The following is a 15,406-nucleotide window of genomic DNA, read 5'->3' as shown; positions in this document are numbered from 1 at the left end:
CAGGTGGAGCTCCCGCGCGCCGACGCGCTGGCGCGCCGGTCGGCAGGCCGTGCTCATCGCGACGCGCCGACCGCGAGACCGAGGCGCAGCCGGGTGGCGATCTCGACCGCCCGCCGGGTCTGGTAGGCGATGGCGGCGAGGTTGTCGTCGGTGACGTTCTCGGCCAGCCGCCCGGCGACCGCCTTCGGCCCCGACACCGAGCTCACCCCGTAGGGGTTGCCGTTGCTGGGCGCGAGCTGGATGTCGTCGGCGGTGCCGGGCGGCACGATGACCGCGCCCCAGTGGTAGAAGACGTTGTTGAGCGACAGGATCGTGCTCTCCTGGCCGCCGTGCGGGGACCCGGTCGAGGTGAACGACGACATGACCTTGTTGACCAGGCCCCGGCGGGCGTGCAGCGGCCACGCCTGGTCGATGAAGTGCTTCAGCGGCGCGGCGATGAGCCCGAACCGACCGGGACTGCCCCACAGGACCACCTCGGCCCAGTCGAGGTCATCGACGGTCGCGGTCGGCAGGTGCGCGACCGCCGCGGCGTGCTCGGCCCACGCCGCGGTCCACTCGGTGAACTCCGGGGCGAGCGGCTCGTTGACGTACTCGGGCACCCGGCGCAGCCGGACCCGCGCGCCGTCGGCCTCCGCCGCCTCGGCCGCCGCCGTGGCGAGTCGGTGGATGTTGCCGGTTCCGGAGTAGTAGACGATGGCGACCTTGGTGGCGCCGTCGATGACCGCGGTTGACATGGGTCGTGGTGCTCCTTGGCTAGTGGGACAACGTCTTCAGCCGGGTCGGCGCCCGCTCACACCAGCACGTCGGTGCCGAAGTACCGGTCGCCGAAGTCGCCGATGCCGGGCAGCATGTAGGCGTTCTCGTTCAGCCGCTCCTCGATGGACGAGGTGACCATGCGCACCAGCGGGAACCTCTCGTGCACCGCGGCGATGCCCTCCGGCGCCGACAGCAGGTTGATGAACACGACGTGCTCCTGGGGCACGCCCCGGCCGAGCAGGACCTCGATGGCGGCGAGGGCGGTGCCGCCGGTGGCCAGCATCGGGTCCAGCAGCAGCACGTGCCGGTCGGCGATGTCGTCGGGCAGCTTGGCGTAGAACAGGTGGGGCAGTTTCGTGGTGGTGTCGCGCTGGATGAGGATCTTGCCGATCCGCACCCCCGGCGCGACCGCGCGCAGTTCGACCTCCATGCTCTCGCCCGCCCTGGCGATGGACACCCCGCAGATCTGCGAGCTGACCCGCAGGCCGTGGTAGGTGCGCCCCACCGGGGTCTGCACGTCGTGCGGTTCGAACGGGAGCAGCTCCAGCCCGGCCTCGACGAGCAGGCGGATGATCCGGCTCGCGTTGAAGACGAAGTCCTCGCGCTGGGCGTGCCGGTCGCGGATGCTGGCGTGCAGCGCGCGCAACTGCTTGGTCTGCGGCAGCAGGTGCACCACGTGCTCGACCGAGCGGATCACGTTGGTCATCGCCCCGCCTAGACCTGGGCGGCGATGTGGGCGAATGCCTTGCGCGACTCGGTGACGAACTTGCGCACCTTCAGCCGGTCCTTGCGCCGGGTGGCGTTCTCCAGGCCGGTGTGCGCGTCCACCGCGGCCGGGCGGACCTTCTCGATCGCCGCGGCGACGTTGTCCGGGGTCAGCCCGCCCGCCAGCATCAGCGGCCGGGGCGAGACCCGTGCCAGCTCGGCGCTGATGTCCCAGTCGTGCACCAGGCCGGTCGCGCCCTTGGCGCCGGTGGCCGGGTTGAAGGTGTCGGTGATGAACATGTCGACCCACTCCGCGGCGTGCTCGACGACCCCGGTGAGCTCACCGATGTTGTCGGTCTTCACCACCAGGCTCTTGAGCAGGTACAGCTCCGGGGCGATGCCGCGCAGCTTGCGCAGCTCGGCCGGGGTGATGTCGCCGTGCAGCTGGATGGCGTCGACGCCCATCTCGGCGCAGAACGCCTTGATCTCGTCGGCGTCGGTCAGGTAGGTGATGATGACGCCCTTGTGCGCGGGCTGGATCTTCTTGACGATGGCGGCCGCGTCGGCCTCGGACAGGTCCTCGTTCTTGGCGGGCAACCGGAGCGCGAAGCCGAGCCAGTCAGCGCCCTCTTCGATGATCATGTCCGCTTCGGCCTGGTCGATGATTCCGGCGACCTGGATCAAACCGTGCATGGTGCTCTCCTCGTGGTGACGACCAGTGGTGACCAGTGATGACGACCGCGGGAGCCGGGTCGGCCGACCCCGCGGCGATCCGTGCGCGGCGCCCGTTGCCGGGTCCGGTGTGGACGGTGGGTCAGCGGTCGGCTGCCCGCTTGAGCTCCTCGACGACGAGCTCGGCGACCACGGCGGCGGACGCGGGGTTCTGCCCGGTGATCACCCGCTGGTCGCTCTCGGTGTGCGCGACGTAGTTGGCGGACTTGGCGTGCCGCGCGCCGCGCTCCTTGAGCCGCTCCTCCAGCAGGAAGGGCATGACCTCGACCAGGCCGAGGGAGGCCTCCTCCTCGTTGGTGAACGAGCTGATCCGCTTGCCCGCCACCAGGTAGGAGCCGTCGGGCAGGCGCAGGTTGAGCAGGCCCGCCGGGCCGTGGCACACCGCGGACACGACGCCGCCGTCGGCGTAGATCTCGGTGGCGAGGCGGGCCAGGTCCGGCGAGTCGGGGAAGTCCCACATGGCGCCGTGCCCACCGACGTAGAAGATCGCCGAGTAGTCGGCCGAGGCCACCTGGGCGGCGGGCTTGGTCGCGGCGAGCTTGGCGCGCACCTCGGCGTCGGCGAGGAAGGCCACGATCCCGGGGTCGTTCTCCTCGCCGTCGAACACGACGGCGGGCGGTTCGCCGCCCAGCACCGACACGAAGTCCACCTCGTGCCCGGCCGCCGCGAAGACGTAATACGGGTGGGCCGCCTCGGAAACGCTGTACCCGGTCTTGTTGTCGGTGTCGCCCAGTGTGTCATGACTGCTGACCGCGAGCAGGATCTTGGCCATCTTTCCCTCCAGGGGACTTACGTTTCACGTGTTCTGAAAAAGCGCGTGCTGTGCACTCCATCGAATTCCGGTGGTACAGCGGGCGTGGGCGCGACCGCGCGCGGGGTCGCCGTCATCGGCGCGTCGCCCGGATCGGGCCACGCCCACCGCCCTAGTCCGTCAGTGCTGGTCAGGGCTTGTGGATGAAGTCGTTGACCAGCTCCACGAACTCCACGGGCTTCTCGAACAGCACCATGTGGCCGCTGTCCATCTCCACGTACGACGCACCAGGAATCGTCGCCGCCAACTCACGCGAATGCTCCGTCGGCACCGCCGCATCCGGCGAACACCCCACCACAAGAGCCTCCGCCTGAACCTTCTCCGCCAAACCCCGGATATCCACCCGAACCAACAAATCCAACTGCCGAAGCCGACCCGACGACGGAGACAACTCCGCCCCCAACCCATCCACCTCAGCCAACCCAGACAACCCATTCACAAACCGCGGACTAAACGCCGTCGTCGTCAACACCCGACCAAACGCCACCGCATCATGCGACAAACTCAACGTCAAACCAATCAAATTCCGCATATACAAATCAGTCTCAACCAACCCGCCCACCGGAATCACCCGACGCACCTGCTCCGGATGCAACCCCGCGGTCGCGACCACTACCGAACCACCCAGCGAGAAACCAACCAAGTCAACGGGATCACTGGTCACATCAGCGATGACAGCCGAGACCTCCTCGGCCAACTGCTCGATCGTGAGCGCCGCGCCATCGTCCACAGCAGCCTCACTACCCGACAAGTCAGGTATTACCACCGTGTTGCGCTCCGCGAACTGATCCACCAAATGCCCGAACGCCGACTGACCACCCTTGCCCACGCCGTGCACCAACACCAAAACCGGGCCAGACCCCACCACCGAGTAACTCACCCGGGCACTACCCACAGACAACGAAGGCATAACTGAACAACCCCTCCTGAATCGATGATCTCGGATGTAGGTCTGACACTTCGAACGAGCGCCGGCGGGACGCGCGGTCACTCGCGGGGTACGCGCCCGGCACCCGCGCCGCACCCCGGTCGCGCGGCCTGGCGCGACGAGGGTGACGGCGTCGAGGCCCGCGTGGTGACCGCGTGTGGAACCGGACGCGGTCGTGGGCACACGTGCGCTCCCGGCGGGCCAGCGGCCGCCGTCGAGTGTGGATCGACCGTGCGGCCGGGCGCGCTGCCGCGAAGCCCGCCGCGTGGTGCGGATCGGCGCGGTGGAACGTGGTCGGATCCCGCCGATCCCACCCCGCGCGGCCTACCGGTGGCGCTCGCCGCTCACCGCGGCAGCCCGAACCGCGGGCCTGGCCCGCTCACCAACGACCGAGCTGCGAACCCGCTGCGCCCCGGCGGCCCAGGGCGGCGCGGCGCGGTTCCCCGGTACGCCGCCGTCGCGCGGTTGTGATCAGCACATCGTCCCCCTTGGCGTGCTTCATCAGTGCGTCGAGGTGCTCCAACGATTCCGATGCTGGCACAGCGGATTCGGCGTTGGCCATCCCCGGCGCCCGTCAACTTGTTGCATGGCAACAAGGGGAGCGCACCGTGGCGAGCACGTTGTAGTCGTGCAACAACATGATCCCCTACACCGGTGGACACCGCACGCCCGGACGGGAACCATTCGCGCGCCCGCCAGCAGATCCCGCAGCGCCGCGGGAGTTCGCCCGCGCGCCAACCGATCCCGCCTGGGCCGCCGGGTCCGGCGCACCGCGCCCGGTGGGCCACTTGCCGGTGTGACAAGGAATCCACTCCTCGTCTCGGCGACATCCGCTGTGACGAGGTAGGTTCGTAAAGGTAAGTACGCACCAACGACCGCCGAGGTCGCCCCGCCCCACCGCGGCGAAGGCACGACAACTTCCTGCCACCACCCCGGCAACCACCCCCCAGCCGGCACGATGAGCCGTGCTCGGCAAGACCACCGCCGCACCAGGACCTGCCAGGGGCCTGCCTGCCACCCAGATGCGGCCACCTCACCAACGGCGAATTGTAGGCGCCGCTCCGAGCAATCCCCCCGCACGAACGCGCGCACGCCTTCCAGCCAGCACCGACGCACCCCTGTTCGCGACACCGCAGCTGCCGTTCCAGCCCTAGATGGCGACGCCTGCCGCTGACTCCCGGCAGCAACGGTGCCAACCCGGCCCATGGGGACTAGGAAGTCGCTGGTGCTGGGCGCTCGATGGGGCGGACTCATAGCCGCGTTGGCGTCTGCTGGGCTACCCCTTCAACCCCCAGCTTTGAGACCAGCACGGGTGCAGCACGAACCCACGCAAACAAGTTCGCCCCATTGAGCTGCACCGTCGCGGATCCACACCGGCGGCGAACAAGGCACACCCACAGCCGAAGGCAGAGGCCCGAATCCTCGGTCCCGCGCCCTCACCCCGGCATGCGCAAGATCATCTGCCACAAGAGCCCCCGATATACAGCCTAACGAGGAGACCTGACAGAACCGGGGCAGCGATCACGACCTGTGGACACCAGAACACGTTGTGGACAACCACCCGCCAGCCCACCTGGCAGCCCCTGGACACTCAGACCCGGCGGTGCCAGTCTGCCCCATCAGGACCGGCCCCAGCCCACCCGGCCAACCGTGGACACTCGGACCCGGCGGTGCCAACCCCGCCCCCGTCAGGACCGGCCCCAGCCCACAGTGCCAGCCCTGGACACTTGGATCCGCCGGTGCCAACCCGCCCTCCGTCAGGTCCGCCCCAGCCCACCTACCCAGCCCCTGGACACTCGGAAAATCCGGTGCCATCCCAGCCCGCTGTCGGCTGCCCTGCCAACCCAGCCCGGCGGCCGTCGGACTCGCTGGTGCCAAATGCTCGATGGGGTGGACCTGTTTTGTGTGGGGGGACGGCACCCGTAGCGTTTCCACGCGGCAGGGCCAGTCTTTTCGGCCCCTGCTTTGCGGTTCTGCCACGGGTGCCGTAGGGGCCCCACACAAAACAGGTCCACCCCATCGAGCTCTTCGCATTGTCGCGGATCGGGCGCCGAGCTCGCCGCCAGGCGACGAGGCCGACCCGCACGTCGCGAAGTCGTAGCCGAGCCACCCCCGCACCCTCAGATCCGCTCCGACCGAGCCTCCACCCGTGCCAACTCCTCCTCCGCCAGCATCTCCACCGACGGCGTCTCCAGCATCCCCAACTTCGCCGTCAAGTACCCCGCCTGGAACCTCGTCTCCGCCCCGATCTGCCCCAGCACCTCCGCTATATGCCGACGGCAGGTCCGCACCGACACGCCGATCCGCCGTGCGATCCGCTCGTCGCGCATCCCCTCGGCCAGGAAGTAGATGATCGCCCGTCGCACGTCTTCGCTGAGTTGCATGCCCTCGGTCCGCGTCACCGTGTGGCCCTGGAACGGTCTGCCCTGGCTCCAGACGTGTTCGAACAGGGCGGCGACGGAGGCGGCGACGGCGGGTTGGCAGATCGCCACCACCCCGCTGTGGTCGAAGACGAAGACCAGTTCCTGGTCGACGACGCAGATGTGGTTCCACAGCTTCTCGATGGTGCGCACCTGGCCGCCCGCGCCGGTGATCGCGGCGGCGTGGTCCTGCACCGCGGGGTGGTACCTGGCGGCGTGCTGGTGCAGCACGCACAGCCGGACGCCGTCGCGGGTGGGGCCGCCGTCGGTGACCGGGATCGACTCGAACCGGTCGGCGGCCTTGGGGTCGGTGCCGCACATCACCAGCACCTCCTTGCGGGCGTTGGCGATGCGCTCGTGCACCAGCACCGCGGCGGTGTGCCGGTCGGTGATCGTGTCGATCTGGCCGTACTGGCGGTTGCGCTGCTCGACGGCGGACTTGTACACCGCCATCAGCCGGTCGAACTCCCCGGAGATCCGCTCGATCCGGCGCTGCGCGTCGCGGATGGTCGTCTCCAGCGGCTCGATCATCGTCGAGGCCGCGACGTCCGGGTGCAGCACCGCCATGCCGCCCAGCTCCGGCGCCTCGCGCACCAGGTGCGCCTCGGCGAGCTTGCGGACCACCCGCCTGGCCCCGTCCTGGCCGAACTCCCGCTCCAGCGCCACCGCGTCGAGGCAGTCCATCTCCAGCACCCGCCGGTAGAGCGCCAGCGTCTCCTCGTCCACCCGCGGTAACGCCGCGCCGCCCCCGTCCTCGGGGCGGAAGTCATATACCCCCACGTTCGGTCCCCCCACTGTGGTCGTGCACGGTTCTCCCCTGCCGTTCGTCCGCGCCCGGCGGCCCCGACCGCCGAGCGCTCGAGCACCCGCACAACGACACCGCGACGGCGGCCGAGACCTCGCCGGGCCGGTTCCCCCACCGGGTCCCGCCGGGTCCCACCACCGGCGCCGCTCCCCGGCGCCCGCACCCACCAGCCGAATGCGACTGCCCACCCCACTCCTGGGCGGTCTCGGGTGAACTCACGACACTTCGCTACATCGTCTCGCTGTGCGACACCCGGGGCGGTCGTTAAAGAACTGGACGCTCACTGATAATCCCTTATACCAGTCAACTAATTGATTTAGTCTCCCACGGTCGGCCGCGCCCGGTCAACCGAGGATGTCCCGACTTCGTGCTCCCCCAAGGGTATGACGGAACGGACAACCCCATCCGATGATCATCTCCGCTGCTGGCGAGCCGATCGCGACGTGGGCCTTGGCACTCGGCCGACGGCCAAGTGGCCGAGTTTCCCGGTAACCGACAACCTGCCGACGGGGTCGCCGCCGCGGGGCATGACGCGAAACCGCCAGCGAAATGGACCGGTCCGCCACCTGGCACCCGGGGGCGCGTCCGCGAAACAGGTCGACCGGCCACGACCCCGCTCAGATCGTCGATTATCCGCGCCTATTCCCGGCCAAATGGAATGGTCTTGGCGGTGTTGTCACGACTTTGTCCTCTATCGGGTTGGCGAGGGTGGGATCACCCGATGTGAGGTGGCCGTGGCCGGTGGGCGCGAGCAGACTCCGCGGCATGAGGCGCACACGGGTGTACTTGGCGGCCGCATTCGCCGCCGCGCTGTCCGCGGCGTTGCTCGGCGGGGGCACCGCGGCGGCGGGTCGGTTCCCGGCGGAGCTGCGGCTGCCGGACGGGTTCCGGCCGGAGGGGATCGCGATCGGGACCCGGCCGGTCGCGTACTTCGGCTCGCTCGCCGATGGCCGGATCCACCAGGTCGACCTGCGCACGGGCGCGGGCAGGCAGCTCAGCGCGCCCGCGGGTGGGCCGTCGGCCGGGCTGGCGGTCGACCCGGCGCGGCACCGGCTGTTCGTGGCGGGCGGCACCAGCGGGGAGGTCCGGGTCATCGACACCCGCGACGGCGCGCTGCTGGCCAACTACCCCGTCGCCGCGAGCGGGTCGTACGTCAACGACGTGGTGATCGCGGGCGACGCGGTGTGGCTGACCGACTCGTTCCAGCCACGGCTCTACAAGCTGTCGCTGGGTCCCGGCGGTGAGCTGCCCTCTGCTCTCGAGACCGTCACGCTGGGTGGGCAGTGGCAGAACCTGCCGGACTCGTTCAACGCCAACGGCATCGCGACGACACCTGACGGGCGGGCGCTGCTCGTCGGCCACAGCGCTGCGGGGGCGTTGTTCCGGGTCGACCCAGGCACGGGGGTGGCGTCGGTGGTCGACCTCGGGGGTGCGACGTTGCCTGGCGCTGATGGGCTGTTGCGGGTCGGTCGGGACCTCTATGTGGTGGAGGGTGACGGTGGACGGGTGAGCAAGGTGGGATTGCGCGCCGATGGGGCGGTGGGGCTGGTTGAGCGGGCGCTCACGGACCACCGGTTCGATCACGCCAGCACGGTCGCGGCGTTTGGGGATCGGTTGTACGTGGTGAACGCCCGGTTCTCGGTTGTGCCGGTGGCGGGGACTAGGTACACGGCGGTGGCGGTGCCGCGCTTCTAGTGGTTGCCGCTTCGAGGTCAGCGGGCTCCCGCTATTTGGGAGGGGGAATAGGGCTTGGGCGCAGGTGTTCGACCTGGTGACGAGGGCGGACACTGGCTGAACGGGACACGGACATGGGTGACGCGGAGTTCACGGCGCTGTGGCAGGACTGGAAGCGGGAGCGGGAGCGGAACCTGGCCGACCCGCTCGGGTGGTTGGCGTTGGTCTCGCTCGACTGGCTGACCGAGCGGCCGACGGCCTACCACGGGTTGCCCGGGTTGTGGTGGCAGGACGAGGAGGCGGCCTACGTCGACCCCGATGGGGGTGCGCTGAGCCACGACGGTGAGTTGATCGTCGGGGTCAAGCGGTTCGAGCTGGTCAACAGCGGCGCCGGGACCCGGGTGCGGATCGGTGAGGTCGAGGTGGAGCTCGCCAGGCGCAGCGGGTACCTGGTGCGGGTGCACGACCCGGCGGCCGAGGCGGTGCGCGGGTTCCGGGGGGTGCCCTCGTACGAGCCGGACCCGGCCTGGGTGCTGCGCGGGGTGTACGAGCCGTTCGACGAGCCGCAGCCGACGACCGTGGGCGCGGTGGTCGCGGGGTTGAGCCACGTCTACACCGCGCCCGGGGTGGTGCGGTTCTCCCGTGACGGGGTGGAGCACACGCTGACGGCGTTCAACGGGAAGGCGGGCGGGTTCAGCATCCTGTTCACCGACGAGACCAGCGGCGTGACCACCTACGCGGCGAACCGATCGCTCGCGGTGGCCGATCCGGACGCGGACGGCGGTGTGGTGCTCGACTTCAACCGGGCGACGAACCTGCCGTGCGCGTTCACGACCTACGCGACCTGCCCACTGCCGCCGGAGGGGAACCGGCTGTCGTTCGCGGTGGAGGCGGGCGAGAAGACGCCGCTGGAGGCGTTGGCGCACTGACTGGCGGCTGAGCTCGCCGTCGGCCTCGTGACCAGGCGGGTCGGCCTCGTCGCCTGGCGGCGAGCTCGGCGACCCGGATCGGACGCCTCGTTGCCTGGCGGCAACATCGGGCCCGATCCGCGACAATGCGTAAAAGCTCGATGCGGTGGACCTGTTTTGTGCGGGGCCCCTACGACACCCGTGGCAGAACCGCAAAGCAGGGGCCGAAAAGACTGGCCCTGCCGCGTGGAAACGCTACGGGTGCCGTCCCCCCACACAAAACAGGTCCACCCCATCGAGCACCTGGCACCAGCGACTCCGACGGCCGCCGGGCTGAGCTGGCAGGGCAACCGAGAGCGGGCTGGGATGGCACCGGCCGTTCCGACTGTCCAGGGGCTGAGTAGGTGGGCTGGGGCGGACCTGACGGAAGGCGAGTCGGCACCGCAGGGTCCGAGTGTCCAGGCGCTGAGTAGGTGGGTTGGGGCGGCCTGGCGGCAGGCCGGTTGACACCGCCGGGTCCGAGTGTCCAGGTGCTGGGTTGGCAGAGCCGACGAGAGCGGGGCTGGGATGGCACCGGATCTTCCGAGTGTCCACGGGGCTGGCTAGGTGGGCTGGGGCCGGTCCTGGCGGGAGTTGGGATGGCATCTCGGGGTTCGAGTGCCCAGGCGCTGAACAGGTGGGCTGGGGCGGACCTGCCGGCAGCTGAGATGGCACCGCCGGGTCCGACTGCCCACGGGCTGAGCACGTGGGTTGAGGCGGGACCTGACGGGGCTGGGATGGCACCGCAGGGTCCGACTGTCCAGGGCTGGGCAGGTGGGGTGGGGCGGACCTGACGGGGGCGAGCTGACACTGCCGGGTCCGAGAGTCCGGGAGTCGGCCTGGCGGGGTTGGGCTGGCACCGTGGCTTCTGAGTGTCCGGGGGTGGGCTGGCGGGTGGTTGTCCACAACGTGTTCTGGTGTCCACAGGCCGTGATCGCTGCCCCGGTTTTGTCGGGCCTTCTCGTTAGGCTGTATATCGGGGGCTCTTGCGGCAGATGATCTTGCGGGGCGGGCAGGACCCAGGGCTTCCGGGGGTCCAGAGGTCGGCTAGGTGGGGCGGACCTGACGGAAGCCGGGATAGCGCCTGCGACTCCGGGGCTAAGCAGGTGGCGAGCACGGGCCCAGCTCCGGGCCCGTGCTCAGGTAAGCGTTGAGTCGCGTCAGTTGAGGAGGTCGTCCGCGGGGATCTCGCGGATGGTGCCATCGGTGGTGCACGCGAGGAAGCGGTCGGCCGCGTAATGCAAGGCAGTGATACCGGTGATGGGGGCGCTGCGCCATCGGCGGGTGGGTAGGTCATATGCCGCGAGCGGGCCGGTAGGGGAACCTGCGGCGATGAGCATCCCGTCGTCGGTGACGGCTACAGCGGCGAGTGGGTGCGGCGCGCGGATTGTCACTACCTCCGACTCCGACCACAGGCGCAGGTCCGCGCCGACTGTGGCGAATCGGTTGTCCGGTAGGGCAATGCAAGCGATTGCGCCTGCGTGGCGCACCTGGCCCAGCCGTTCGTGGGTGGCGAGGTCCCACCAGGTAGCGGCACCGTCGGCTGATAGTGCAAACAGGACGTCGCCTGCCACGGCCACATCGACGACGGCGGCGTCGTGGAGCCTGAGTGTGGTGATAGGCAAGAAGTCTGCTGATAGCAGCACCGCTTCGCCCGTGCTGGTGCCCAGTACGACGTTGTCGGCGAACGCAGCTGCACTCGTTAGCGCTGACGGGTGTCGGTAGACCGCGCTGCCGGTGATGGCGTCGAACAGGCCTCCGCAGGTACCGCCTGCCACGACAGTTGGGCCTGTCGAGCAGAGGAAGGCGCACGTGCTGTCGAGGAGGGTGGCCCCGTCCCTGCGAACGACCCCGGGCCGCTCGATGGTGAGAACCGTGTCGCCGAATGTGGTGATCGCGGTCGGGGCGGCGCACCGCTGGCTGTCGGGATAGTGATCAGATTTCGCGGGCGCCCCGGTTGGCCGCGGGCCGCCGTGGTCGAACAATCCGGGATGGTCCATTAACTACCTGCCTCACCTGGGGTTTTGTGCTTCGATAGGGCCTTTCGGCAGTTGTTCCGCAGCGCGCGGAGAATGCTTTTTCTCGACCGTACCGAGCGTGTCAACCAGGTGCGCGGAATGTGGGAACGCGCCCATTTCGGCCACCGCGGGCGCCAGCGGGCCCGCCGCGGACGAGCAGGGGCCGTGGTCGGCGAACCGACCACGGCCCCTGGGGAAGGACCTACTTGAGCCCGTAGGCGCGGATGACGGTCTGGTCGACGGTCGCGCCGTCGACGGCCTTGGCGGATGTCTTAAGAGACACGTACTTCGCCGATGCCGGGTGGTGGAGCAGGGCGAACCACTTGCCACCGTTGGCGATGACCGGCGTAGGACGCCAAGTGGCTCCGTCGTCGTAAGAGACCTGAAGCGTGAGCGTGGAGATGCCCGCGTTGTCCCCGCCAGAGCGCTGACCGTAGAGCGGCAGGACAAACAGGCTCCCGGCCTTGGCCTTGTTGTGGTCGTCCAAGGTAGGCGAGAACCGAACCACCGGTAGGCGGATCTGGGTGTACCTGTCCTCGGGGGTGCGCTCCGTCGCGAAGCTCCACTCGGCGGTCAGCTTGGTGCTAAGCGTGAACGGCGCTTCCCGCGTGTCACTCGTGCGGAGCCGGTAGGTGCTCTTCTCCGCCGGGAGAGCGGCGAACAGGGAACCGCTGCTGTTGTTCTTGGCCACCAACTCGGTGCCTCGGTAGAGCTCAGTGCTCGCTGTCGCGGTGCGGGAGCGGCCTGCGTGGTTGGGGTCTTGGTCGCCGTACAGCGGAATGGAGATGTCGAGCTCGTTCCCCATACGGACGATCCCCGCGAACTCTGAGCGAGTGAAGGTGGGGCCGAAGGCGGCGGTGTTCCACCGTTGGACGGCGGGCCTACCGCGCTCGTAAACGACCGGCTCCTCGGTGACCGAGGTGCTGTCGTAGTTGTCCTGGGTGGCCCCTTCGCTGAAGACCTCCAGCCACGACAGGCCTGGGCTGTAGTGCCGGTCGAACTTCGCGGGCAGCGGGCGGGTCGTCAGGTCGTTGAACCATCCGATGGCACCGGCGCTCTGGGTGGCGACCTCGGTCCGCACGACCACTAGGTCCCGGTCGGCGAAGTGGCGTTGAAGCTTGGCGGGTACTACCTGGTCGTGCTCGTAGCCGACCGCGTAGTCGTAAGGGCTGTTGGTGAACCCACCGTCCGCGTCGGGCTTGGCCAGCCGGGCGCGCAGGCTGAAGGTGGCCGTGCCCTTCGGCGCGCTGGTCGTCGACGGCACCAAGAGGATGGATCCGAAGTCGGGGGCGATGATGCCTGACCCCATGGAGCCCTTCTTCAAGACCACATTGAGCCTGAGTTCGACGGCGCCGACCTTCGCGTCCTTGCGGTCGATGGACGCCCCTGGCTTGACACCCTTGGCCCCGTCCACGACCAAGGTGCTGTCCTTGGTGACGACGATCCGGGGTTCCCAAGCGAAGACGTCGTGGTCGCCGAAGGTCACGCCCTCGAAGAAGTAGGTTCCCTTGCGGAGCCGGACGACGTTCTTAGCGGAGTTGACGAAGTTCCCCGATGACCACAGCCGGTCTAGATCGCCGAAGGCGAGGAAGCGGGCATTGACCTGACCAGGCCGGTCCTTGAAGTCGACCGTGACGTTGTAGCTCTCCCCCTCCTTGTCGACCGCGAGAGGCGTGCGGACCACGGTAGAGCCGCCGGTCGCCACTACCGCCCCCGTGTAGATGCCGTCAGCACCCGCGAACCTGGTGTCAGCGCTAACTGTGACGGGAACTTGCCCACCGGCAGGTACCTCAACCCGCGCTGGCGAGATCGTGAAGGCGCCCGCAGGCGGCACAGAAGGACCGCGAGCATCCACGGTGAGGTCAAGAGCCACTGGCGAGGTACCCGTGTTGCGGTAGGTAAGAGTCCGCGTGATGACGGCATCGTCGTGGTGCGGCCACAACGCAACACCCAGGCTCAGCGATGCCGCATCCGCGGTCACCTCTTGGACAACCGCGCGGGCAACGTCAACGCGGCCACCACCCTGCTCGAACGGGGTCAATGCCGGGTTGGGCTTGGCGCTGCCGACTAGAGCCGACTTAAGGCGGTCTGCCTTCCAGTCCGGGTGCTTACCCGCGAGGAGCGCCGCTGACCCAGCCACGTGCGGGGCAGCCATAGAGGTACCCGACAGGGAAACGTGCTTGTCCCCCACCGGATCGCCGATCACGCCGTGCGCGGCTCGCGCGGCGACGATGTCGACGCCTGGCGCGGTGATGTCGGGCTTGATCGCGCCATCGCCCGCCCGGGGTCCTCGGGAGGAGAACGAGGCGAGTGCCTCGACGCGGTCGACAGCACCGACGGTCAACGCCGCATCAGCCGCGGCGGGCGAGCCGATCTCGCGGCCGGTGTTGCCCGCGGCGACCACGAACAGCGTGCCGGTCTCGGCGGTGAGCCGGTTGACCGCGAGCGAGGCCGGGTCGTCCCCCTTGGAGGGCCACGAGGAGCCCAGGCTGAGGTTGACCACGTCGGCGCCCGCTCCGGCCGCCCACTCCATGCCCGCGATGACGTCGGACTCCGCGCCGCTGCCCTCGTCGTCGAGGACCTTGCCGACCAGCAGCGCGCTGTCGGGTGCGACGCCCTGATAGCGGCCGGACCCGGTGATGGTGGCGGCGACGTGGGTGCCGTGGCCGACGCGGTCGTCGGTGTCCGGCGACGAGCTGAAGTTGCGCGACTGCGTGACGGCGCCTGCCAAGTCGGGGTGCGTCTGGTCGATGCCCGTGTCGAGCACCGCGACGGTCACGCCCTTGCCGGTCAGCCCGGCCTGCCACGCCGCGGGCGCGCCGATCTGCGGCACGCTCCGGTCCAGCGACGCGGTGACCTTGCCGTCGAGCCAGACCCGGGCGAGTCCGGCGGCCCGCGCGCCGCCGGTGGCGAACGGGGTGCCCTTGGCGACGGTGAAGGACGCGCCGTTGATGCTGGGCAGCGCGCGCACGTCGGTGGCGGCCGCGATGCGGGGAGCCGCGCCGTCGTAGGTGACGATCAGCGGGGTGGTCGAGGACGAGCGGTCGTCGTAGCCGTCGCGGACGAGGGCGGAAACGTTGAACAGCCGCCGGTCGAGCCTGCCCGCGGCGAGGTCGGGCAGCACGTCGGTCGGGTAGACGGTGAGGTCGCCGCGCTCGTCGACGCGGTGGTGGAAGGCGACGCGCTCGCGGCCGGGGCCCGGGCGGACCGCGGCCTGCCCGCCGGTGAACGCGACGTGGTCGCCGGTGATCAGGGTGACTTCACCGCGCTGGCCTGCAGGCGCGGCGCTGCTCGGTGCGGTGCCGCTCGGCGCGGCCTGGGCTCTGGCATCGGTGACCGGCCCGGTCGCGATCGCCCCGGCGGCCAGCGCCGCGGCGACGACGACCCCGGTCCGGGGTCGGTTCGGTCGAGGTGTCATGCGGGATCTCCCCCGGGTACGCGGCGCTGTTCGCCGCTCACAAGGGGAAAACGCCGAATTGATCACCGGCGTTGCATGGGAATCTTCACCTGCCGCGGAGGAGTCGGCCCGGCTGGCGGCGGGCGAGCATGGTGACCTGGGAAGACCACGGCGGTCGGCGCCGGGCGCCGGCACCGGAGCGGGGACCTGTCC

General features: G+C 69.6%; 10 protein-coding genes. 2 read left to right on the top strand and 8 right to left on the bottom strand.

Features of this window, described 5'->3' with window-relative positions; genetic code table 11:
- Positions 1–53 precede the first annotated feature (53 nt).
- The 6 genes from LV75_RS01765 to LV75_RS35365 all read right to left on the bottom strand — a co-directional run bounded on the left by LV75_RS01765 (position 54) and on the right by LV75_RS35365 (position 7,132).
- Entirely contained in the window at positions 54–734 is a 681-nt protein-coding gene (locus tag LV75_RS01765; RefSeq protein ID WP_253884783.1) for an NAD(P)H-dependent oxidoreductase, read from the bottom strand.
- 56 nt (positions 735–790) lie between these two features.
- On the bottom strand, positions 791–1,462 hold the full coding sequence (upp, locus tag LV75_RS01760; protein ID WP_253884782.1) for a uracil phosphoribosyltransferase: 672 nt from the start codon (positions 1,460–1,462) through the stop codon (positions 791–793).
- Positions 1,463–1,470: 8 nt separating this feature from the next.
- Positions 1,471–2,154 (bottom strand): phosphoribosylanthranilate isomerase, encoded by a 684-nt coding sequence (locus LV75_RS01755; protein WP_253884781.1) that lies wholly within the window; start codon positions 2,152–2,154, stop codon positions 1,471–1,473.
- 121 nt (positions 2,155–2,275) lie between these two features.
- Positions 2,276–2,965: a type 1 glutamine amidotransferase domain-containing protein gene (locus tag LV75_RS01750; protein WP_253884780.1), complete on the bottom strand. Its 690-nt coding sequence runs from the start codon at positions 2,963–2,965 to the stop codon at positions 2,276–2,278.
- 169 nt (positions 2,966–3,134) lie between these two features.
- Positions 3,135–3,884 carry an alpha/beta fold hydrolase gene (locus tag LV75_RS01745; protein WP_253884779.1) on the bottom strand — a complete coding sequence of 250 codons (750 nt, stop codon included), beginning with the start codon at positions 3,882–3,884 and terminating at the stop codon, positions 3,135–3,137.
- A gap of 2,168 nt (positions 3,885–6,052) precedes the next feature.
- Entirely contained in the window at positions 6,053–7,132 is a 1,080-nt protein-coding gene (locus LV75_RS35365; RefSeq protein WP_253884778.1) for a helix-turn-helix domain-containing protein, read from the bottom strand.
- Positions 7,133–7,922: 790 nt separating this feature from the next.
- Here LV75_RS35365 and LV75_RS01735 point away from each other — a divergent pair.
- Together LV75_RS01735 and LV75_RS01730 are read left to right on the top strand one after the other, a co-directional pair.
- A complete protein-coding gene (locus LV75_RS01735) occupies positions 7,923–8,852 on the top strand; it encodes an NHL repeat-containing protein (protein WP_253884777.1) in 930 nt (309 codons plus the stop codon).
- Between the two features lie 113 nt (positions 8,853–8,965).
- Positions 8,966–9,760 carry a DUF1684 domain-containing protein gene (locus tag LV75_RS01730; protein ID WP_253884776.1) on the top strand — a complete coding sequence of 265 codons (795 nt, stop codon included), beginning with the start codon at positions 8,966–8,968 and terminating at the stop codon, positions 9,758–9,760.
- A gap of 1,178 nt (positions 9,761–10,938) precedes the next feature.
- Here the strand turns inward: LV75_RS01730 and LV75_RS01725 are convergent.
- Positions 10,939–11,778, bottom strand: coding sequence for a WD40 repeat domain-containing protein (locus LV75_RS01725; protein ID WP_253884775.1), 840 nt, complete (start codon positions 11,776–11,778; stop codon positions 10,939–10,941).
- 220 nt (positions 11,779–11,998) lie between these two features.
- Positions 11,999–15,214, bottom strand: a complete 3,216-nt coding sequence (locus LV75_RS01720; protein WP_253884774.1) for a S8 family serine peptidase — start codon at positions 15,212–15,214, stop codon at positions 11,999–12,001.
- Positions 15,215–15,406 lie beyond the last annotated feature (192 nt).

Source organism: Actinokineospora diospyrosa, from assembly GCF_024171925.1.
Lineage (GTDB): Bacteria > Actinomycetota > Actinomycetes > Mycobacteriales > Pseudonocardiaceae > Actinokineospora > Actinokineospora diospyrosa.
This window is presented reverse-complemented; position numbering and strand designations above follow the sequence as displayed.

Excerpts from the sequence above, each read along its gene's own strand:
- upp (WP_253884782.1), bottom strand. The coding sequence starts at position 1,462 with ATGACCAACGTGATCCGCTCGGTCGAGCACGTGGTGCACCTGCTGCCG.
- LV75_RS01735 (WP_253884777.1), top strand. The coding sequence starts at position 7,923 with ATGAGGCGCACACGGGTGTACTTGGCGGCCGCATTCGCCGCCGCGCTG.
- LV75_RS01725 (WP_253884775.1), bottom strand. The coding sequence starts at position 11,778 with ATGGACCATCCCGGATTGTTCGACCACGGCGGCCCGCGGCCAACCGGG.
- LV75_RS01755 (WP_253884781.1), bottom strand. The coding sequence starts at position 2,154 with ATGCACGGTTTGATCCAGGTCGCCGGAATCATCGACCAGGCCGAAGCG.
- LV75_RS01730 (WP_253884776.1), top strand. The coding sequence starts at position 8,966 with ATGGGTGACGCGGAGTTCACGGCGCTGTGGCAGGACTGGAAGCGGGAG.
- LV75_RS01750 (WP_253884780.1), bottom strand. The coding sequence starts at position 2,965 with ATGGCCAAGATCCTGCTCGCGGTCAGCAGTCATGACACACTGGGCGAC.
- LV75_RS01765 (WP_253884783.1), bottom strand. The coding sequence starts at position 734 with ATGTCAACCGCGGTCATCGACGGCGCCACCAAGGTCGCCATCGTCTAC.
- LV75_RS01720 (WP_253884774.1), bottom strand. The coding sequence starts at position 15,214 with ATGACACCTCGACCGAACCGACCCCGGACCGGGGTCGTCGTCGCCGCG.